This is a genomic window from Microbacterium pygmaeum, from assembly GCF_900100885.1.
Classification (GTDB): domain Bacteria; phylum Actinomycetota; class Actinomycetes; order Actinomycetales; family Microbacteriaceae; genus Microbacterium; species Microbacterium pygmaeum.
Genome location: NZ_LT629692.1, coordinates 2,185,742 through 2,205,369, shown reverse-complemented (window position 1 = coordinate 2,205,369; position 19,628 = coordinate 2,185,742). Strand labels below are relative to the sequence as shown.

Here is a 19,628-nt window from a genome sequence, read left to right as displayed (position 1 = left end):
CAGCAACCCCACATCACGCTCAGTAGACTGAGTGCACCCGCGGGAGTGGTGAAATTGGCAGACACGCAGGATTTAGGTTCCTGTGCCTCCGGGCGTGTGGGTTCAAGTCCCACCTTCCGCACGCGAGTTCCATCGCACTCTGCATCTCCACCGCCGACCGTTACGACCGACGGGAATTCCCTTGCATCACATCGCGCTCATCCCCTGGCTCGACCCCGAGACGCTCATCGCCGCGGCCGGACCCTGGGCCCTGCTCGTGGTCTGCTTCATCGTCTTCGCCGAGACGGGCCTGCTGATCGGCTTCCTGCTCCCCGGCGACACGCTGTTGGTGATCTCCGGCCTGCTGTCGCACTCGACCTCGGTCGCGCCGAACGGCGTCTTCGGGATCAGCGTCTGGTGGGTCGCGCTGCTCATCGCGCTCGCCGCGTTCGTCGGCGGTGAAGTCGGCTATTTCATCGGTCACAAAGCGGGTCCGGCGATCTTCGAACGCAAGGAATCGGGACTGTTCAGCGTCAAGAACGTCGAGCGCACCAACGCCTTCTTCGAACGCTTCGGCGGGCTGACGATCATCCTGGCGCGCTTCGTCCCCATCGTCCGCACCTTCGCTCCCGTCGCCGCGGGTGTCGGTCACATGCCGTGGCGCCGGTACACGCTCTACAACCTGATCGGCGCGCTCCTCTGGGGCTTCGGCCTGACGATGCTCGGTTACGCCATCGGCTTCATCCCGTGGGTCGCCGACCTCGTCACGGAGTACATCGACGTGATCCTCCTGATCGCCGTCGGCGGCACCGCCGTGATCACGCTCTGGCACTACTTCAGCGAGCGCCGCAAGGCGAAGAAGGCAGCGGTGTCCGGCGCCGACGTGGTGACCGATCACTCCGAGGCCGAGGCGCTCGTCCTCGATCCCGAGGTCTTCGAACGCGGACCCGAGCACCACGAGGGCCCGGGCGACCAGGCGCGTCCGCCGCAGTCGTAGCGCGCCGAACTCAGGAGGCCTTCGCGGTCTTCTTGGCCGGCGCCTTCTTGGCCGGAGCCTTGGCGGGGGTCTTCTTCTCGGCGGTCGCCTTCGCCGCGGTGGTCTTCGCCGCGGGTTTCTTCGCGGCGGGCTTCTTCGCGGGCGAGGAATCGGATGCCGCGGCATCCGCCTTTCCGCTCCGCGCGGCGCGCGAGCGCTCGACGCTGGCGCGCAGCGCCTCCATGAGGTCGATGACCTCCCCCCCGGTGTCCTCCTCTTCGTGGTCGCCGAAGGTCTCGGAGGTGTCCAGCGCGTCGCCCTTCTCGAGCTTCGCGTCGATGAGGATCTTCAGCTCGTCCTGGTACTCGTCCGAGAACTCCGACGGATCGAAGTCGGCGGCGAAGCTCTCCACCAGGGATGCCGACATCTCCAGCTCCTTCGCCGAGATGCGCACCGGCTCGTCCAGCGCGGGGAACGCGGCCTCGCGGACCTCGTCCGCCCAGAGCAGGGTCTGCAGCACGAGCACGTCGTCGCGGACGCGCAGCGCCGCGAGCCGGGTCTTCTGCCGCAGCGAGAACCGCACGATCGCGGTGCGATCGGTCTGTTCGAGGGTCTTGCGCAGCAGCACGTAGGCCTTCGGCGAAGAGCCGTCCGGCTCGAGGTAGTACGCCCGGTCGAGGGTGAGCAGATCGACCTGCTCGCTCGGCACGAATTCGACGACGTCGATCTCGCGGCTCTTCTCGGCTGGCAGCGAATCGAGGTCCTCCTTGGTGAGGACGACAGTCTGCTCGCCGTTGTCGAACGCCTTGTCGATATCGGAGTACGGCACGACCTCGCCGTCGATCTCGCAGATCCGCTGATACCGGATCCGTCCGCCGTCCTTGTTGTGCACCTGGTGCAGCGAGACGTCGTGGTCTTCGGTCGCGGAGTACACCTTGACGGGGACGTTCACGAGTCCGAACGTCAGCGCGCCCTTCCAGATCGCTCTCATCACACCAGTACACACCTGTCACACGGTTCGCTGCTAGTCCGAACGCGATTCATCAGGGTCTGATCGTCCTCCCGTGCAGCAACTCAGTCTCGTTGCGGCACGGTCGACCGCGCGGCGGCGCGATTCCGCGGCAGACGGCTGTCGTTGTGCGCACGGAGACTGAATTGGAACACGGTGGCTGCGATGAACGGCAGGATGAACGCATGAGGGCAGCGTGGTGACGGGGGGCGGCGCGAAGGAGACGCTCGTGCGCGTCGGCGGGCGGCGCCTGCGCGTCACCAACCTCGACAAGGTGATGTACCCCGAGACCGGGACCACCAAGGGCGAAGTGATCGACTACTACACGCGCATCGCGCCGCTGCTGATCCCCCACGTGATCGGCCGCCCGGTGACCCGCAAGCGCTGGGTCGAAGGTGTGGGCACGGAGCAGCATCCCGAACCGGTCTTCTTCGCGAAGGACCTGGAGCGCGGCGCGCCCGCGTGGGTCAAGCGCGCGCCCATCGAGCACTCCGGCGGCGCGAAGGACTACCCCCTCGTCGGCGATGTCCCGACGCTCGTCTACCTCGCGCAGGTCGCGAGCCTCGAACTGCATGTCCCGCAGTGGCGCTTCGCTCCCGACGGCGGCCGCGGCGCCGCAGACCGGCTCGTCCTCGACCTCGACCCGGGCCCGGGCGTCGGATTGGCGGAATGCGCGGTCGTCGCCGGCTGGGCGCGCACGATCCTCACCGGCATGGGGCTGGAGCCGTATCCGGTGACCAGCGGCAGCAAGGGGATCCACCTGTACGCGGCGCTGCCCCCCGGCCAGTCGACACAGGCGGCATCCGCGCTGGCGAACGAACTGGCCCGCGCGATCGAAGCCGATCATCCGGACCTCGTCGTGAGCAGCATGAAGAAGACCGAGCGCGGCGGCAAGGTGCTCATCGACTGGAGCCAGAACAACGGCGCCAAGACGACGATCGCCCCCTACTCCCTGCGCGGACGCCCGCACCCGACCGTCGCTGCCCCGCGCACCTGGGCGGAGATCGAGGATCCCGGCCTCCAGCACCTCCTGTTCGACGAGGTCCTCGAGCGCATGGGGACCATCGGCGATCCGATGCAGGCCCTCGGCTTCCATTCCGGTGGCCGGGAGGCCGAGGCGGGCCCGCTCGCGGCCTACATCTCCAAGCGCACCGCGGGGCGCACACCCGAGCCGGTCCCCTCGAACGCCCTCGGCGAGACGCCGCATGGCGAGATGCCGACGTTCGTCATCCAGGAGCACCACGCGACCGCACTGCACTGGGACTTCCGCCTCGAACACGACGGTGTGCTGGTCAGCTGGGCGGTGCCGCGCGGCGTGCCGCACTCGTACCGGCGCAACAACCTGGCGATCCAGACCGAGGACCACCCGATGGACTACGGATCGTTCGAGGGGACGATCCCGGCCGGAGAGTACGGCGGCGGGTCGGTCACCATCTGGGACGACGGCCGATACGAATTGGAGAAGTGGCGCGACGACGAGATCATCGCCACCCTCGAGGGGCGACCGGGCGGCCCGCTCGGCAGGGTGCGGCTGGCGCTGATCCGCACCGGCGGCGAGGGCGAGAAGTCCAGCTGGCTCCTGCATCGGATGAAGACGGATGCTGAGGGCCGCACACAACCGGACGGAATCGTCGTCCACGCCGGTCAACAGGGCGACGAGCCGCCACCCGACTCCCCACCCGACCCCCCCGCACACGCTCCCGCTCGTGCGTCCGCCCCCGACCGTGGGACGGAAACGCCCGCGGTGTGGCCGCCGACGGCCGAGCTCTTGCGGCCGATGCTCTCCACCTCCGCGACCGCCGGGATCGCGAGGGCCGCGGCTGACCGGTGGGGCGGCGGGGCGTGGGTCGAGGCGAAATGGGACGGCATCCGCGCCGTGGGTGTGTGGGACGGAACACGCCTGCGCCTGTTCGCGCGCAGCGGCAACGACATCACGCACCGCTACCCCGAGCTCACGGATCTCGATGCCGGATTCGGACCCGACCGCGCGGTGCTCGACGGCGAACTCGTCGCGCTCGAACCCGACGGGCGCCCGAGTTTCCCGCTGCTGCAGAACCGGATGAACCTGGAGCGCGCCGGCGACATCATCCGCGAGTCGCGACGCACCCCGGTGCGCTACTACCTGTTCGATGTGTTGGTGCACGGCGAAAACGACCTGACCCAGCTGCCGCTGACCCAGCGCCGGGAGGTGCTCGAAGCGATCGCGACGGGCTCGGTCGAGCCGCTCGTCGTTCCGCCGGTCTTCGACGATGTCGATGCCGCCCTCGATGCCAGCGACCGGCTGCGCCTCGAAGGAATCGTCGTCAAGAATCCCGGCTCCGCATACGTGCGCGGGGGCCGCACCGATGCGTGGCTGAAGGTGAAGATCACGCGCACCCAGGAGGTCGTCATCGCCGGCATCCGTCCTGGCAAAGGCGGCCGCAGCGGAACGTTCGGTTCGCTCCTGCTCGGTATCCCAGGGCCGGACGGCCTCCAGTACGCGGGACGCGTGGGTTCGGGCTTCAGCGATTCGACCCTCGCCGTCCTGCTGAAGAAGCTGACACCGCTGCGGACCGAGGACAACCCTCTGGTCGGCGTGCCGGCGCTGGATCAGCGCGACGCCCTGTGGGTGCGGCCCGAACTGGTCGGGGAGGTGGAGTTCGGCGAGTTCACGCCCGGCGGCATCCTGCGCCATTCGCGCTGGCGCGGCTTACGGCCCGACAAGTCGCCGGCCGAGGTGCGTCGCGAGGACTGAGGCCCGCACCCCTGCCCTTGACCCGATCGGCCCCTTCCCGAAGCCGGGAAGGGGCCGATCGGGTCAAGTGGGTGAACCCGGGTCTGCTCACGCGTGCGCGTCGCGCTCCACATGACCGGCGGGCTCGAGCTGGAAGGTCGAGTGCTCGACGTCGAAGTGCTCGTCCAGGCACGACTGCAGGCGGGCCAGGATCGCCCCGGACTTCCCGTCGCGCATCGCGTCGTCGTCCACCACGACGTGCGCCGTGAAGACTGGAGCGCCGCGCGTCAGCTGCCAGACATGCACGTCGTGGCAGTCCACGACGCCGGGCGTCGCCAGGATGTGATCGCGGATCTCGGTGACGTGCATGCCCTTCGGCGTCGACTCGCTGAGCACCGACGCGACCTCGCGCAGCAGCGAGATCGCACGCGGCACGATCATGGCGGCGATGGCGAGTGACGCGATCGCGTCGGCCTGCACCCAGCCCGTCGTCACGATCACGATCGCCGCGACGATCACCGCGGCCGACCCGATCAGGTCGCCCATCACCTCGAGATAGGCGCCGCGGACGTTGATGCTGGTCTTCTGTGCGGCGCTGAGCAGCCACATCGCCACGCCGTTGGCCAGCAGTCCCACGATCGCGACGATCAGCATGAGCCCGCCGGCGACCTCGACCTCGGTAGGGTTCAGCAGCCGCTGGATACCCTCCACCGCGACCCAGACCGAGAGGGCGATGAGGATCACGCCGTTGATCAGGGCGCCGAATACCTCGGCCCGCTGGAACCCGAACGTCCGCCGGTCGTTCGCCGGGCGTGCTGCGAGGGTGCTGGCGATCAGCGCGATGACGAGAGCTGCCGCATCCGTGAACATGTGCACAGCGTCGGCGAGCAGCGCGAGCGATCCGGAAAGCGCGGCGCCGACGATCTGCACGAGCATGACGATCGCGGTCACGCCGAGCGACATCGCGAGGAGGCGGCGGTTGCCGGCGCCTCGGATCCCCACGGCGGGTGCGTGATCGTGCATGATCCCAGGCTACGGCTGCCGCCCGCTCGAGCGGCGCTACCGCGCAAGCCGGGAATGAGTCCGATTCTCAGTCTCGCCGATCGTCGGTGGCCGAGATCACGAGCGCCGCCGCATCCGTCATCCGCGAACGTGCCGATTCGTCGGGGCTGGGACGGATCATCCGGTCGCGCAGGAGGACGCGCAGGACGACTCCCGTGACACACGTCGCGGCGAGTGCTCCCGCCGTGCCGAAGATGACGCCGGCGCGGGCGAACTCGACCGGCATCGTGGCGGTGATCAGCCACGCGCCAGCCCACGAAATGCTCAGCGAGGCGGCCCAGACCGCGGCGATCCGAAACACGGCGTGGGCCCTTCGGGCGGAGACGGCGCGGGCGACCAGGACGCCCTGGGACGCGCCGCCGACCAGACCCAGGATCGCGCCGCCGATGATCGCCGCCATCGGCGTGAGCCGCGCGCCAACGATCAGCGTCGCAGCTGCGGACCCCAGCGCGAGCGCGGCCGTCGTCACAAGCGGCCATCGCCAATCCACGATGCGGCCCAATGCCAGCCACTGGGCGAGACCCACCACTGCGCCGACGATCGCGCCGGCGCCGAGTGCCGCCGCAGCGGAACGGTCCGATCCCATGACCGATGAAGCGATCAGCGCACCGAGCGGGTACGCCAGAAACGTGGGCACCCAGCGGACGAAGAACACGGCGAGCCTCCTTCGATCACGACAGTACGCGCAACCGACAGCGTGCGGCTCGTCGCATCAGAGGTGCTGCAGGAGCGGCACGAGAGCATCGAACGCGCGCGCACGGTGGGATGCCGCGTTCTTCTCGGTCGCGGACCACTCGCCGACCGTGCGCTCGGCGCCAGCGGGCTGCCCGTCCGGGATGAAGATCGGGTCGTACCCGAAGCCGCCGGCACCCGACGGGGCGGTCGCGAGACGGCCCGGCCACACCCCCTGGACGACCTGCTCCGCGGCCACGGCGCCGGGCACCACGGCGCCGGGCACGACGAGCGCGATGGTGGAGACGAACTGCGCGGTGCGGTTCGCATCGGCGACATCGAGCAGCTGATCGAGCAGCAGCGACAGGTTCGCCGCGGCATCCTTCGCGTGTCCCGCCCAGTACGCCGAGAACACCCCCGGCGAGCCGCCCAGCACATCCACGCAGATTCCCGAGTCGTCCGCGAGCGCGGGGAGCCCAGTGTGGGCCGCGGCCGCACGCGCTTTGAGCAGGGCGTTCTCCGCGAACGTGACGCCGTCCTCGACCGGTTCGGGTCCGTCATACGCGATGATCTGCAGATCGGGCCGCGTCGCGGCCACGATCGCCTGGAACTCGTCGACCTTGTGCGGGTTGTGGGTTGCCAGCACGATCTGCATGCGTTCGTCTCCCGTGGCTCCTCGAAGACCCGCAGCGCTACTCGGCCGCCAGTGCCGCGATCTGCAGGTCGCGCAGATCCGCGCAGCCGGCGATGCCGAGCTCGAGCAGCGCATCCAGCTCGCGCTTGTCGAACGGAGCACCCTCGGCCGTCCCCTGGACCTCGACGAAGAGGCCGCGGCCGGTGACGACGATGTTCATGTCGGTCTCGGCACGAACGTCCTCGACGTAGGCGAGATCGAGCATCGGCTCCCCGTCGATGATGCCGACGGAGACGGCCGCGACGGAGTCGATCAGCGGCGTGGCCTTCTGTGCGATGAACTTCTTGGCGCGCCCCCACTCGATCGCATCGGCCAGGGCGACGTATGCGCCGGTGATCGCGGCGGTGCGGGTCCCGCCGTCGGCCTGCAGCACGTCGCAGTCGATGACCAGGGTGTTCTCTCCGAGGGCCTTGGTGTCGACGACGGCGCGCAGCGCGCGGCCGATGAGCCGCGAGATCTCGTGCGTGCGCCCGCCGATCTTCCCCTTCACCGATTCGCGATCGTTGCGGCTGTTGGTGGCTCGGGGAAGCATCGCGTACTCGGCGGTGACCCACCCCTTGCCCTTGCCCGCCAGCCACCGCGGAACACCGTTCGTGAACGATGCCGTGCACAGCACCTTGGTGCCGCCGAAGCTGATGAGCGCCGAACCCTCCGCCTGGCTGCTCCAGCCGCGTTCGATCGTGATGGGACGCAACTGGTCGAGGGTGCGGCCGTCGGCCCGGGTGGTCTCTGTCATGTTCTTCTCTCGCATCGGGACTGCTCCGCTGTCGCAAAGCGTCCGTGAGGGGGTGGGTTAGGGACGGTTGGCGACGGCGGAGCGGTCCGCGCCGGACAGCCGCGGCAGGTCGATGGCCCCGGTCTGCACGAGCTGGACCTCGCGCACCCCGCTGCCCATCAGGCGCTGGGCCAGGCGCAGGAAATCGTCGGCGGAGGCGCCGGTCGCCTCGTAGACGTGCCGGGGTGCGGCATCCGGTCCGGCGAGCAGGTCGCGCGAGACGAGCTGGCGGTAGACGTCCTTGGCGGTCTCCGTGTCGCTGGAGACCAGCGACACGTCGGATCCCATCACGTAGCTGATCGCCCCCTCGAGGAACGGGTAGTGCGTGCAGCCGAGCACGAGGGTGTCAACGCCGGCGTGACGCAGCGGTGCGAGGTACTGCTCGGCGACGGCGAGGACTTCGGCGGAATCGGTCACTCCCGCTTCGACGAACTCGACGAATCTGGGGCAGGCCTGCGCGAAGACGGTCAGCCGTTCATTGACCTCGAGCATGTCCTGGTACGCCCGAGACCCGATCGTGCCCGCGGTGCCGATGACGCCGATCCGGCCGCTGCGGCTGGTGGACATCGCGGTGCGCACGGCGGGTCCGATCACCTCGACCACCGGCACGTCGTACCGTTCGCGCGCATCGCGCAGCATCGCCGCGGAGGCGGTGTTGCAGGCGATGACGAGCATTTTCACGCCCTGGTCGACCAGCGTGTCGAGCACCTCGAGCGCGTACCGGCGGACGTCGGCGATGGGCTTCGGACCGTACGGCGAATGCGCCGTGTCGCCGATGTACAGCAGCGATTCGCGCGGCAGCTGAGCCGAGATCGCTCGGGCCACAGTGAGCCCCCCGACCCCGGAGTCGAAGATGCCGATGGGCGCGTCGTTCACGATGGACCAGCCTACGCGAGTGCTCATTAGGCTGAGCCCATGACCGCCGGCAGCACCGCCCTGCACACCGATCGCTACGAGCTGACCATGCTGGACGCAGCGCTCAAGGACGGCACGGCGCACCGCCGCTGCGTCTTCGAGCTGTTCGGCAGACGACTGTCCGCGGGTCGCCGATTCGGCGTCGTGGCCGGCACCGGCCGCCTGCTCGAGCTGATCGAGGACTTCCGCTTCGGCGAGGACGAATTGCGGTTCCTCCGCGATGAGCGGGTGGTGGATGCCGCGACCCTGACGTTCTTGGAGGGCTACCGGTTCACCGGCTCGATCTCGGGCTACCGCGAGGGTGAGGCGTACTTCCCCGGTTCACCGATCCTCACCGTCGAGGGCACCTTCGCCGAGGCCGTCGTGCTCGAGACGCTGGCCCTGAGCGTCCTCAATCACGACTCGGCGATCGCCACCGCCGCTGCGCGCATGAGCATCGCGGCCGGTGAACGCCCTCTGGCCGAGATGGGCTCGCGCCGAGCCGGGGAGGAGTCGGCCATCGCCGCCGCCCGCGCCGCCTACATCACGGGGTTCAATGCGACCTCGAACCTCGAAGCCGGACGCCGCTGGGGCCTCCCGACGATGGGCACCGCCGCGCACGCCTGGACCCTGCTGCACGACACCGAGGAGGACGCGTTCCGTTCGCAGGTCGACGCCCTCGGCACCGGCACCACACTGCTGATCGACACGTACGACATTCAGGAAGGCGTCGCTCTCGCGATCCGGGTCGCCGGGACCGGGCTCGGCGGCGTGCGCATCGACTCCGGCGACCTGCCGACCGTCGCCGCACAGGTGCGCACACAGCTGGACGAACTCGGAGCGACCGGGACGAAGATCACGGTCACGAGCGACCTCGACGAGTATGCGATCGCTGCGCTGGCGGCATCCCCCGTCGATTCGTACGGCGTGGGCACCTCGGTCGTCACCGGATCGGGCACCCCCACCGCCGGGATGGTCTACAAGCTCGTCGCGCGGGAGGATTCGGTAGGCGGCTGGGTGCCAGTGGCCAAGGCGTCGCTGGACAAGGGATCGACCGGCGGCCGCAAGGCCGCGTTCCGCACGCTGGAGCGCGGCACGGCGACCTCCGAGCTGATCGCGGTCTCCGACGGCTTCGAGGAGGTGGCCACGGGGGCGCAGCATCCGGATGCGCGCGCCCTGCAGGTGAGGCTCGTCGCGGACGGTGAACCGGATGCTGCCTTCACCGGTCCGTCAGGGGTCCGAGCCGCACGCGAGCATCACGCGTTCGTGCGTGAAGAGCTGCCGGTGCGCGCCCTCGCACTGAGCCGGTCGGACCCGGCGCTGCCGACCGTCTACATCGACGTGGCCTAGCCGGTCGTCCCTGAGTCGCGCGGACTCAGCCGACCATCGACTCGTAGATCTCCTTGCACGTCGGGCACACCGGGAACTTCTCCGGGTCGCGCCCAGGCGTCCACTTCTTCCCGCACAGTGCGCGTACGGGCTTACCCGTGAGCGCGGACTCGAGGATCTTGTCCTTCTTCACGTAATGCGAGAAGCGCTCATGGTCGCCGGGCTCGATGCTCTCCTCGCGGATGAGCTCTTCGAGTTCGCGATCGAGGGTGGCGAGGCCGCCCGAGTCGGGCCTGTCGAGTGGGGTGCTCATGGTCAGTCAGTGTATCGCCCGGTCGCTGACCCGGGTCGGGATGCGCCGGGCAGCGCGCCTACGTGGATTCGGCGAACTCCATGAGGCGACCGGTGCGACGTTCGAAGACGGCCGAGCCGATGGCGACGCCGGCGACGAGCACGACCAGGCCGATCGCCAGGCCGGCCCACAGCGCCATGGTCGCCGCCCCGATGTCCTTCGTGAGCGCGATCCAGCCCCACCATAAGGGCGGCGCGCTCAACACGATCGCTCCCAGCATCACCACGCCCTGCGAGATGGCGCCGCCGGCACCGACGCGCTGCGGCTGCTGGAACGGACTCTCACCGGGCCGCGAGACCGCGTAGGGCGAGACGACCGATGAGATGCTCGACAAACCCAGACCGGTGAGGAAGAGCGACACGCAGATCCCCGCCATGGCCGGCAGCAGCGCCCAGCGTCCGTGCAGGGAGACAGCGACCGGGACGGCGATGGCCAAGAGCGGCACGCCGATCAGCACGACCGGCACCAGCCGGCCGATGCGATCCGACGCACCGCGAATCCCACTGGCGATGTGCATCCATACCGCGGTCGAGTCGAAGGCGAGGTCGTTGTGCGGCAGCCAGCCGAGGAACAGGGCGACCAGCGGCACGGGGACCAGCGCGACGATCTCCGGCGGCACCCCCGCGACCAGGAGCGGCACCGTCGTCAGCACCGCGGCCACCGGGATGACCACGATGTTCACGATGTAGCGGCGGTCGCGCAGCCAGTAGACGAGGCTGCGCGCAGCCACAGCGCCGGAGGGCGTCCCCGGCGCGACCGCGAACCAGCCGAGTCCGCCCCGCTCCCGCGTCGAGACCGGGCGCTCGGTCGTGGACATGAGGCGGCGCACGAGCAGGAACCAGAGCGCGCCGAGCACGACGATGGTGCCCAGCGCGATCGCCAGGCTCAACACGGCGTCCTCGCCTTGCGCGATCCGCCCGGGGAAGGCCCAGGCCGCACCGAACGGCGTCAGCGCGAGGGCGTCGACAGCCTGTTCGAGTTGGCTCGGCACGCGGCCCCGCCACTCGAGCGACGCGAAGAAGACGCCTACCGGCACGACCACGACCAGCAGCGCGAGGACGAACAGGCCCGAAAGCTCACGCGAACGACGCTCCCGCAGGAACAGCGCGGTCAGGGCCATGCACACCCGCGCCAGCAGCACGCAGGTGGTGACAGCCAGGATCGCTCCGACAACGACCACAGGAACGTCCACACCGTGCTCGGCCCACACGACGGCCACGCAGATCGCGAGCGCGGTCAGGACCGCAGTGGGGACGCTGATGAAGCCCGCGACGGCGAGCGTCGCCGCCAGCGTGCCGGATGGCAGGCCGAGGACCGTGAACCGGCGAGGGTCGAGCGGGTCCGTCGCCCCGACCATCAGCGGAGCCAGTGCGAAACCGAGGGTCAGCGCTGCGCCACCGAGCACCGTGACGGCCAGGAGGGCGTCGGTCGGGGCATCCCGCATGGTCAGCAGACCCCAGCATCCGGCCGCCGTCGCCGCGATCAGCACGAGGAGCCCCAGCACCATCCGGGCCACGTGCGCCACATCGCCGCGGAGCGCACCGATCAGCAGCGCGAACCTCAGTTGGAGAACGTGTGCAGCCACTCCAGGCCCTCCACGTCGCTGAGCCCGCCCGCCAGTTCGATGAAGCGCTGTTCGAGCGTCAGCTCGCCGCGCACCTCTTCGACGGTCCCTTCGGCGAGCACCTGACCCGCAACGATCACCGCGACGCGCGAGCAGTGCCGCTCGACGAGTTCCATGCCGTGGCTGGAGAGGATCACGGTGCCGCCGTGTGCGACGTAGGTGGAGAGGATGTCGAGGATGATCGCGCTGGAGACGGGATCGACAGCCTCGAACGGCTCGTCCAGCACCAGAAGGCGCGGCGAATGGATGAGCGCACCGGCCAGCATGACCTTCTTCGCCATGCCCGCGGAGTAGTCCGAGACGACGCGGCCGAGCGCGTCGGTCAGGTCGAATGCGCGCGCGAGATCGGCCGTGCGACTCTCGACGACTGCAGAGGACAGCCCGCGCAGCACCCCGTAGTAGTGCAGCAGCTGGCGGCCGGTCAGGCGGTCGAACGTGCGAAGCCGATCGGGAAGCACGCCCATCTGGCGTTTTGCCGCGACCGGATCGGCGATCGCGTCGACGCCGTTCACGCTGATCGAGCCGCGATCGGGCCGCAGCAGACCGGCGATGATCGACAGGGTCGTGGTCTTGCCGGCACCGTTCGGTCCGACGAGCCCGTAGAAGGTGCCAGCGGGGACCGTCAGATCGATCCCGTCGACTGCACGCGTGCCGCCGAAGTTCTTGGCGACGCCCTTGACCACGAGGGCCGCGGTCGCCGTGTCGATCGCGATGTCGCCGACCACGTCGATATCGCGTTCGCGCTCTGCGGCCGGTTCGGTTGCGACAGCCGTTTCATCGACGGGAATGACGGATGCCGCGATCAGCTCGTCCAGCTCCACCGCAGGATCGGCCTCGACCTCGGCCTCACCAGCCGGGACCTCGACGCGCTCCGGCTCGGAGGCGAGCGCGGGCTCCGCGACGTCGGGTTCGGACTCAGCGGCCAGCACAGGCTCGAGCGCTGATGCACCTTCGCGTTCGGGTTCCGCGACGGTTTCCACCGGAACCGGAACCGGAACCGGCAGCGGCGGTCTCGGGGGTATCACGACGCCCGCGAGATCGGGCGGCAGCGGTGGCGGCGGGCCGGGATCGACGACCGGGCTCTTGGCCGCCGGGCGCTTCCGCGCAGCTCGCTTCGCGCGCGGCTTCGGCGTGGGTTTCGGCGCCGGTTCCGCCGTGGGAGGCTCGACGACCGCTTCGGTCGGCGCGTCCGAGGCGGCAGCGACATCGCCGGCTGCGACCTGTGCCGGCAGTTCCGGAAGGGTTGGCAGCGCCTGGACCGTGCCGGTGTTCCGCCGCGCGCCGCTTCGCGCTCCGTCCGGCTCGTTCGAAGGGGCGTCTGAGGGCACTGGCAGCGAGGCTGTCATCGGTCGAGGGTACCAAGTGCGGATACGCGCGAACGAAACCACGTCGAACGTCGTCTCAATAGTTCGTGTGTCACGAATCGGCAACGACAGCCCAGCATTATGCGCCTTCCCAGGTGCTTTCGCTACCATGACATCGGCACAAGGGCGTGTCGAGTCGGTGAACCGACAATGAACACCCCAAGCCTCAGGAGCAGACTTTGACCCTTCAGACCGTGATCCTCGCAGCCGGCATGGGCTCGCGGCTCGGCCGCAGCCTGCCCAAGCCGCTCACCGAGCTCAGCGACGGCCGCAGCATCATGCGCCAGCAGCACGACAACATCCGTGCGGCGTTCGGCGGCGATGCGCGCATCCTCACCGTCGTCGGCTATCGAGCCGAGACGATCGTCGAGGCATTCCCGCACGTCGACTACGTCTACAACGACAGCTACGACCAGACCAACACCTCCAAGAGTCTGCTGCGCGCGCTGAACAAGACGGGCAAGGGCGGTGTGCTGTGGATGAACGGCGACGTCGTCTTCGACCCGCGCGTACTCGGCCGTGCCATCGACCTCATCGAGCGCGATCAGTCGTTCGTGACCGTGAACACCGACAAGGTGAGCGATGAAGAGGTCAAATACACCGTCAACGCCGAGGGCTTCATCACCGAGCTCTCCAAGACGGTTCGAGGCGGCATCGGCGAGGCCGTCGGCATCAACTACATCTCCAGCAGCGACAAGAAGGCGTTCATCCGCCAGTTGTCCCGCGTCGAGGACCAGGACTACTTCGAGCGCGGCCTCGAGCTCGCGATCGCCGAGGACGGCATCCGGCTCCAGCCGCTCGACATCTCAGACCTTTACGCCGTCGAGGTCGACTTCGCCGAAGATCTCGAGCGCGCGAACCTCTTCGTCTGAGCATCGGCGCGACGCGCGCCCGATGCTGTCAAGCCCAGCATCCGCTCAGTAGCACCCGCATAGGATCGCCGTGATGGCCGACAAGGTGCACCGCATCCACTCCCTCCCCGACGACGCGCCGTGGAACGGAGGGCTTCCGCCTGCCGGTTCCGAGGAGCATCCGCTGATCATCCGGATGCTCGATCGCACGCTCGCCATCCAGCGGCCGCTGGTGCTCGCGCATCTGCGGAGCATCCGACTGCGACACCCGCAGTCCACGCCGGCGGAGATCGTCCGGATCCTCGAACGCCGATACCTCGCCGCCGTCACGACCGGCGGAGCAGCCGTGGGGGCGACCGCCGTCGTCCCGGGCATCGGCACCGGCGTGACCCTGGCGCTCAGCGGCGTGGAGACGGTGGGATTCCTCGAGGCGACGACGCTGTTCGCGCAGTCGGTGGCCGAAGTCCACGGCATCCCGGTCGCCGACCCAGATCGGGCACGCGCGCTCGTGCTCACGCTCATGCTGGGCAAGGAGGGCGTCGATCTCGTCTCGCAGCTGGCCGGCCAAGCCGTCGGCAAGGGCGTGACGCGTGACCGCTATTGGGGCGACCTGATCACCAAGACGCTCCCCCGAGCGGCCATGGGTCCGCTCGTCGACCGGCTCAAGACCACCTTCGTCCGCCAGTTCGCCGCCCGTGGTGGCGCGTCCTTCCTTGGAAAAGCGCTGCCGTTCGGCATCGGCGCCGCGGTCGGCGGCGCCGGCAATCACATCCTCGGACGCCGCGTGCTCGTCGGCTCGCGCCGCGCCTTCGGCGTCCCGCCCCTCGAACTGCCCCGCGATCTCGAACCCGGTCCGGACACGCTGCGCCTCGAGCACGCCGCGGTCCGCGGCATCAAGCGGGCCGGCGGCGCCGTCACCGGAGGCATCACCCGCGGCGTCAGCGCTGTGGGCAGCGCCGGACGGAAGGTCGGCGGCGCTGTGACACCGCGTCGCCGGAAGGCGATCAAGGCTCCGGAGGATGCTGCATCCGCCGACGCGTCCGTCGACGACCTCGGCGGCGGATGACCACGTCCTCCGTCGTGCGCGCGCCCACCCGAATCGCGGCGCACAATGGACGCAGGGGCTTGATCGCAGCGCGTCCGGAGGATCCCGAAGAGTGGGCGGGGATTCCCTCCGAGCCGCGTGATGTCCAGACCGGCATCGACCGGTTGGCGGATGTGCCGTCCGCCGGTGCGGACGCGTTCGGACTGCTGGGCGCCGGGACGATCGAGTCGATCGTCATCCCGGTCGCGATGCCCGTCCACGTATCGGACCCGGAGCCCGGCGAGCTTCCGACCCGCGATTAGGCTCGGGAGGTGACCGGACTCCTCGCCGCCCTGCTCTTCGTCAACGCCGCGTTCAATCTCCTCGTGTGGCCCACCTTCTACCGCCGGGTCGCCAAGGACCCGCGCGCGCGGAATGCGGCCGGGAAGCCGACGAGATTCCTCACCGTGCACATCGTCCTGATCGCCGTCGCGCTGGCGATCGCGGTCGCCTCGGCCATCGCCGGCATCGCCGCGCTCGTCGGCTAGCGCCCGATACCGGGAGCCTGGCGGCTCAGCGCGTCGGATCGAGCAGAAGCTTGCCCGACGTCCGTCGGCTGCGCAGGTCCTCGTGGGCGCGACGAGCCTCCGCGAGCGGATACTCGCCTCCGGCGATGACGCGCAGCGATCCGTCCGCGACCAAGGCGAACAGCTCCTCCATCACATGCGGCATGAGGCCGGGCACGCCGAAGGCGTGGGGCAGCCACATGCCGGAGATCGACGTCGAGTGCGAGAGCAGACTCGCCGGTGCGATCGGCGTCGGCGACCGCCTGCTCGCCATTCCGTAGAAGGCCAGTCGGCCGAACGGCGCGAGCGCCGCGACGCTCTGATCGGTGGTGCGCCCGCCGGTCATGTCGAGGATCACGTCGACCCGCCGGCCGCCGTTGGCCTCGCGGATGGCCTCGGTCAGGTTCTCGGATGCTGCATCGATTGCGGTGTCAGCACCCAGCGACACTGCGAGCTCGCGTTTGTGCGCGCTGCTGGCCGTCGCGATGACGCGCCCCGCACCGAGCCGTCGCGCGAGCTGCACAGCCAGCGTTCCCACCCCACCGGCGGCGGCATGCACGACGACGGACTCGCCCGCCTGCAGCCTCGTGGTGTGCGAGAGCAGCAGCCACGCCGTCGCCCCCTGCACGAGGAGAGCGAGGGCGCTGAGGTCATCGACGCCGTCGGGCACCGCGAAGGTCTGACGTTCGGAGGCCACCGCGTACTCGGCGTATCCTCCGCCGTCGACCAGGGCGACCACCCGGCGGCCGTCCGCTGCGCGGCCGACCACCTCACCGCCCGGGATCATCGGCAGCGACGACCCTGCGAGGTAGCTGTTCTCCGCCTGATGCGTGTCGGCATAGTTGATCCCGGCGCGCTCGACGGCGATGAGGACGTCATCGGGGCCAGGTTGCGGCCGCGGCACCTCCGCCAGGACGAGAACCTCTGGCCCGCCGAACTCGGTCACCTGGATCGCGCGCATGTGCCCAGCTTGCCACCGCCCGCGATCCTGCGGTGTTCCGCCGTCCACGTCAAGCGGTCGACACCGCCGAGTGGCGCGGCATAGCCTCGGGACATGGACAGCACCCTCGCCTGCCTCGCGGCATGGATGCCCCGTCAGCGCTGGTATTCCGCGAAAGGCCGTCAGCCCAGTCTCAGGCTGGTCGGGTGGTGGGACCCGCCGACGACGACGGCTGTGGCGACCGAAGACGACGCTCGCGTGCGCACCTTCCTGGTCGCCGACGAGGGAACCCTTCCAGAGGTCCTCTACCAGGTTCCCGTCGTCGCCCGCCCGACTGCGAGCATCGACGAAGCGTCCGAGCACATCATCGGCAGTCCTGAACCGGGAACGACCCTCCTCGACGGCCCGTTCGATCCCGCGTTCACCTCCGCCCTGCTGGGCCTGGTCACCGACGGCGGCCAGGGCACCGGCCCGCGTACCACCGCGCTCGGTCACCCGCACGCGACCGTCTCGACTGACGGCCTGGTCGCCCGCGTGCTCAGCGGCGAGCAGTCCAACACGTCGCTGATCTACCGGCGGGACGACGGGGTCGGGCCGATCATCTGCAAGCTGTTCCGCCAGCTGCATCCCGGTCTGAACCCCGACATCGAACTGCAGTCCGCTCTGGCCGACGCCGGCTCGCCGCACGTTCCCGGCGCGATCGGCTCGATCGAGGGCACCTGGCCGGACTCGGCAACGGCCGGCGGCTCGGTCACCGGCTCCCTCGCCTTCGCGCAGGAGTTCCTGCCGGGCGTCGAGGACGCCTGGCGCGTCGCCCTCAACGCCGCGTCATCCGGAGACGACTTCCGCGCGCAGGCCCACGCGCTCGGCGCGGCCACCGCCGACGTCCACCTCTCCCTGGCCGGACTGTTCCCGACGCAGCCCGCCACACCGGAGGATCGCGAGAGCACGATGGTCACGTGGCGGCAGCGGCTGGCCATCGCGATCGCCGAGGTCCCCGCCATCGCGGCGCGACGAGAGGCGGTCGAGGCGGTCTACGCCCGCGCCGCGGGCACCCCGTGGCCGGCTATGCAGCGCATCCACGGCGATTACCACCTCGGGCAGGTGCTGCAGGTCCCCGATCGCGGGTGGGTGCTGCTGGATTTCGAGGGCGAGCCGCTGCGCCCGATGTCCGAACGCGTCCGTCCCGACCTCGCGCTGCGGGATGTCGCTGGGATGCTCCGCTCGTTCGACTACGTCGCCGGCTCGATCGGCCTCGGCGGTGCTGACCGCCCCGTCGACGCCGTCCGTGCGTGGGCAGCCGATGCCCGCCGCGCATTCGTCCAGGGGTACGCCGGGCGTTCCGGCGCCGACCTGGAGGATCACAGCGAGCTGCTGGCCGCGTTGGAAGTGGACAAGGCCGTGTACGAGGCGATCTACGAGTCGCGCAACCGACCGACGTGGGTCGCGATCCCGCTGGCGGCGATCACCCGGCTGGTGGACGGTCCGACGCCCCTTCTCTAGCCCGCGGGATCGGGATCCGATCAGTCGTCGAGCTCGGCCTCTTCCGATTCCAGCTCGTCGTCCTCGTCGGTGTCGGCGGAGAGGGCATGCCACCGATCCCATTCGCGCATCAGGTGGCGGATGCCGGAGTGGAAGCGCTCCGTCGCAGCGCCGGGCGACGTGTCGCCGAAGTAATGGGCGACCCATTCCTCGAGCCGCTCGACCGCCTCGCCGTCGCCGAGCACGCGGTCGGTCTCAGCGACGATGTCGGTCGCGTGCGCGGCATCCAGCCACTCGCATGCCGACAGATAGCCGTGCGTGTCGATGAGCGCCTCGGGGTCGGCCGGCCGTGTCACCAGCAGCGGACGATCGGCGGCAAGGCGGTCGTAGACCATCGCCGAGATGTCGACGACGGCGACATCGGCGGCGGCGAGCTGCCAGCCCAGGTCGGGCCCGTCATCGAACACGTGCTGCGCGCCGGCGTCCGCCGCGTTCGCCGCCGCCAGTGCCGCGATGATGCGACGGTTCGCGGCGCCGTACTCCTCGCGCACCACCCCGGATCGCGGGTGCGGACGATAGATCACGCGATGGCGGTCGGTCGAAAGGAGCGCGGCCACGAGCGCCTCGCCGTGACTGACGATCGAACCGTAGTGCGCCGACGGGCGATCGCCCTCCCACGTCGGCGCGTACAGCACGACCGTGCGCTCGTCGGGGGTGTAGGGCAGTGCGCCGGAATAGTGGTCGGCCTGCGGTCTGCCGATCTCGATGGCACGCTCGTCCAGGTCGTAGTCCCAGAGGACCCGAGACAGCCGCTCGCGCGCAGCGGGGCCTGCGATGAAGGCGTAGTCGTACGCCTTGTACTGGTTGGTCGTCATGTACATCTTGTCGGACTCGCCGTGATTGATGAACACATGCCAGCGGCGGCCGTACCGGAACATCTGGAAGTTCCGGGTGTTCTGATTGACGTACAGCACGACCCGGATGTCCTGGGTGGCAAGGAACGCCTCGAGATCTCGAACGGTCGGGACGAACGCCACCGGGGGCGAGTCCTCGGCCAGCAGCGCGCGGGCACCGGTCGGGTTGCGGCTGAGCACGACCACCGGCCAGATCTTCGCGAGCTCGGCGAGGGGCTTGTACCACTGACGCATCTGATACATGTTCACCGCGCCGTCGGCGAAGTAGACCGCGACACGGTAGTGGTGGGCCGGATGCTGCGGCCGGCGAGAAAGCGTCCGGCGCACGTCCCCCACGGCCGAGCGGTTCGTGAGCGCCTTCCGCAGCAGCGCCGCGGCCTTCTTCGCATCCGAGATCAGGGCCACGCT

At 69.6% G+C, this 19,628-nt stretch carries 19 protein-coding genes and 1 tRNA gene; 9 read left to right on the top strand and 11 right to left on the bottom strand.

Annotated elements, in window-relative coordinates:
- Positions 1 to 39: 39 nt before the first annotated feature.
- Together BLT19_RS10375 and BLT19_RS10370 are read left to right on the top strand one after the other, a co-directional pair.
- Positions 40 to 121 (top strand) — tRNA-Leu (locus BLT19_RS10375).
- A gap of 60 nt (positions 122 to 181) precedes the next feature.
- The gene (locus tag BLT19_RS10370) at positions 182 to 976 is read left to right on the top strand and encodes a DedA family protein (protein WP_091489509.1); all 795 of its coding nucleotides are present in this window, start codon (positions 182 to 184) and stop codon (positions 974 to 976) included.
- A 10-nt stretch (positions 977 to 986) separates the two neighbouring features.
- Here BLT19_RS10370 and ku read toward each other — a convergent pair whose 3' ends face one another.
- Positions 987 to 1,946 carry a non-homologous end joining protein Ku gene (ku, locus tag BLT19_RS10365; RefSeq protein ID WP_091489507.1) on the bottom strand — a complete coding sequence of 320 codons (960 nt, stop codon included), beginning with the start codon at positions 1,944 to 1,946 and terminating at the stop codon, positions 987 to 989.
- A gap of 214 nt (positions 1,947 to 2,160) precedes the next feature.
- Between ku and BLT19_RS10360 the strand changes: the two genes are divergently transcribed.
- The gene (locus tag BLT19_RS10360) at positions 2,161 to 4,698 is read left to right on the top strand and encodes an ATP-dependent DNA ligase (RefSeq protein ID WP_269457408.1); all 2,538 of its coding nucleotides are present in this window, start codon (positions 2,161 to 2,163) and stop codon (positions 4,696 to 4,698) included.
- Positions 4,699 to 4,785: 87 nt separating this feature from the next.
- Here BLT19_RS10360 and BLT19_RS10355 read toward each other — a convergent pair whose 3' ends face one another.
- The 5 genes from BLT19_RS10355 to murI form a co-directional block, all read right to left on the bottom strand.
- Entirely contained in the window at positions 4,786 to 5,700 is a 915-nt protein-coding gene (locus BLT19_RS10355) for a cation diffusion facilitator family transporter (RefSeq protein WP_091489504.1), read from the bottom strand.
- 67 nt (positions 5,701 to 5,767) lie between these two features.
- Positions 5,768 to 6,394: a hypothetical protein gene (locus tag BLT19_RS10350; protein WP_091489500.1), complete on the bottom strand. Its 627-nt coding sequence runs from the start codon at positions 6,392 to 6,394 to the stop codon at positions 5,768 to 5,770.
- Between the two features lie 57 nt (positions 6,395 to 6,451).
- Positions 6,452 to 7,066, bottom strand: coding sequence for an RdgB/HAM1 family non-canonical purine NTP pyrophosphatase (rdgB, locus tag BLT19_RS10345; protein ID WP_091489498.1), 615 nt, complete (start codon positions 7,064 to 7,066; stop codon positions 6,452 to 6,454).
- A gap of 37 nt (positions 7,067 to 7,103) precedes the next feature.
- Positions 7,104 to 7,841: a ribonuclease PH gene (rph, locus tag BLT19_RS10340; protein WP_091493757.1), complete on the bottom strand. Its 738-nt coding sequence runs from the start codon at positions 7,839 to 7,841 to the stop codon at positions 7,104 to 7,106.
- A 57-nt stretch (positions 7,842 to 7,898) separates the two neighbouring features.
- Positions 7,899 to 8,756 (bottom strand): glutamate racemase, encoded by an 858-nt coding sequence (gene murI, locus BLT19_RS10335; protein ID WP_091489496.1) that lies wholly within the window; start codon positions 8,754 to 8,756, stop codon positions 7,899 to 7,901.
- Between the two features lie 39 nt (positions 8,757 to 8,795).
- On the opposite strand from murI, the gene BLT19_RS10330 reads away from it, so the two are divergent.
- On the top strand, positions 8,796 to 10,124 hold the full coding sequence (locus tag BLT19_RS10330) for a nicotinate phosphoribosyltransferase (RefSeq protein ID WP_091489494.1): 1,329 nt from the start codon (positions 8,796 to 8,798) through the stop codon (positions 10,122 to 10,124).
- A 25-nt stretch (positions 10,125 to 10,149) separates the two neighbouring features.
- On the opposite strand, the gene BLT19_RS10325 is transcribed toward BLT19_RS10330, so the two are convergent.
- Genes BLT19_RS10325 through BLT19_RS10315 form a run of 3 tightly spaced genes read right to left on the bottom strand, consistent with a single transcriptional unit; the run spans position 10,150 to position 13,509 of the window.
- Positions 10,150 to 10,416, bottom strand: a complete 267-nt coding sequence (locus BLT19_RS10325; RefSeq protein WP_091489491.1) for a DUF3039 domain-containing protein — start codon at positions 10,414 to 10,416, stop codon at positions 10,150 to 10,152.
- Between the two features lie 58 nt (positions 10,417 to 10,474).
- Positions 10,475 to 12,040, bottom strand: a complete 1,566-nt coding sequence (locus BLT19_RS10320; protein ID WP_091489488.1) for a hypothetical protein — start codon at positions 12,038 to 12,040, stop codon at positions 10,475 to 10,477.
- The gene (locus BLT19_RS10315) at positions 12,016 to 13,509 is read right to left on the bottom strand and encodes an ATP-binding cassette domain-containing protein (RefSeq protein ID WP_231917607.1); all 1,494 of its coding nucleotides are present in this window, start codon (positions 13,507 to 13,509) and stop codon (positions 12,016 to 12,018) included. Before BLT19_RS10315 ends, BLT19_RS10320 begins: the two co-directional genes overlap by 25 nt.
- Before the next feature lie 113 nt (positions 13,510 to 13,622).
- Between BLT19_RS10315 and BLT19_RS10310 the strand changes: the two genes are divergently transcribed.
- The 4 genes from BLT19_RS10310 to BLT19_RS10295 all read left to right on the top strand — a co-directional run bounded on the left by BLT19_RS10310 (position 13,623) and on the right by BLT19_RS10295 (position 15,866).
- Complete coding sequence (locus BLT19_RS10310; protein ID WP_091489484.1) at positions 13,623 to 14,315, top strand: phosphocholine cytidylyltransferase family protein; 693 nt, start codon at positions 13,623 to 13,625, stop codon at positions 14,313 to 14,315.
- 73 nt (positions 14,316 to 14,388) lie between these two features.
- Positions 14,389 to 15,360 (top strand): hypothetical protein, encoded by a 972-nt coding sequence (locus BLT19_RS10305; RefSeq protein WP_091489482.1) that lies wholly within the window; start codon positions 14,389 to 14,391, stop codon positions 15,358 to 15,360.
- Positions 15,357 to 15,641, top strand: a complete 285-nt coding sequence (locus tag BLT19_RS10300; RefSeq protein ID WP_091489480.1) for a hypothetical protein — start codon at positions 15,357 to 15,359, stop codon at positions 15,639 to 15,641. The genes BLT19_RS10305 and BLT19_RS10300 overlap by 4 nt, the downstream gene beginning before the upstream one ends.
- A 9-nt stretch (positions 15,642 to 15,650) precedes the next feature.
- Positions 15,651 to 15,866 carry an SCO4848 family membrane protein gene (locus BLT19_RS10295; RefSeq protein ID WP_091489478.1) on the top strand — a complete coding sequence of 72 codons (216 nt, stop codon included), beginning with the start codon at positions 15,651 to 15,653 and terminating at the stop codon, positions 15,864 to 15,866.
- Positions 15,867 to 15,891: 25 nt separating this feature from the next.
- On the opposite strand, the gene BLT19_RS10290 is transcribed toward BLT19_RS10295, so the two are convergent.
- Entirely contained in the window at positions 15,892 to 16,845 is a 954-nt protein-coding gene (locus tag BLT19_RS10290) for a quinone oxidoreductase family protein (protein WP_091489476.1), read from the bottom strand.
- Positions 16,846 to 16,938: 93 nt separating this feature from the next.
- Between BLT19_RS10290 and BLT19_RS10285 the strand changes: the two genes are divergently transcribed.
- Complete coding sequence (locus BLT19_RS10285) at positions 16,939 to 18,327, top strand: maltokinase N-terminal cap-like domain-containing protein (protein ID WP_091489474.1); 1,389 nt, start codon at positions 16,939 to 16,941, stop codon at positions 18,325 to 18,327.
- 20 nt (positions 18,328 to 18,347) lie between these two features.
- On the opposite strand, the gene BLT19_RS10280 is transcribed toward BLT19_RS10285, so the two are convergent.
- Positions 18,348 to 19,625: a CDP-glycerol glycerophosphotransferase family protein gene (locus tag BLT19_RS10280; RefSeq protein ID WP_091489472.1), complete on the bottom strand. Its 1,278-nt coding sequence runs from the start codon at positions 19,623 to 19,625 to the stop codon at positions 18,348 to 18,350.
- Positions 19,626 to 19,628 lie beyond the last annotated feature (3 nt).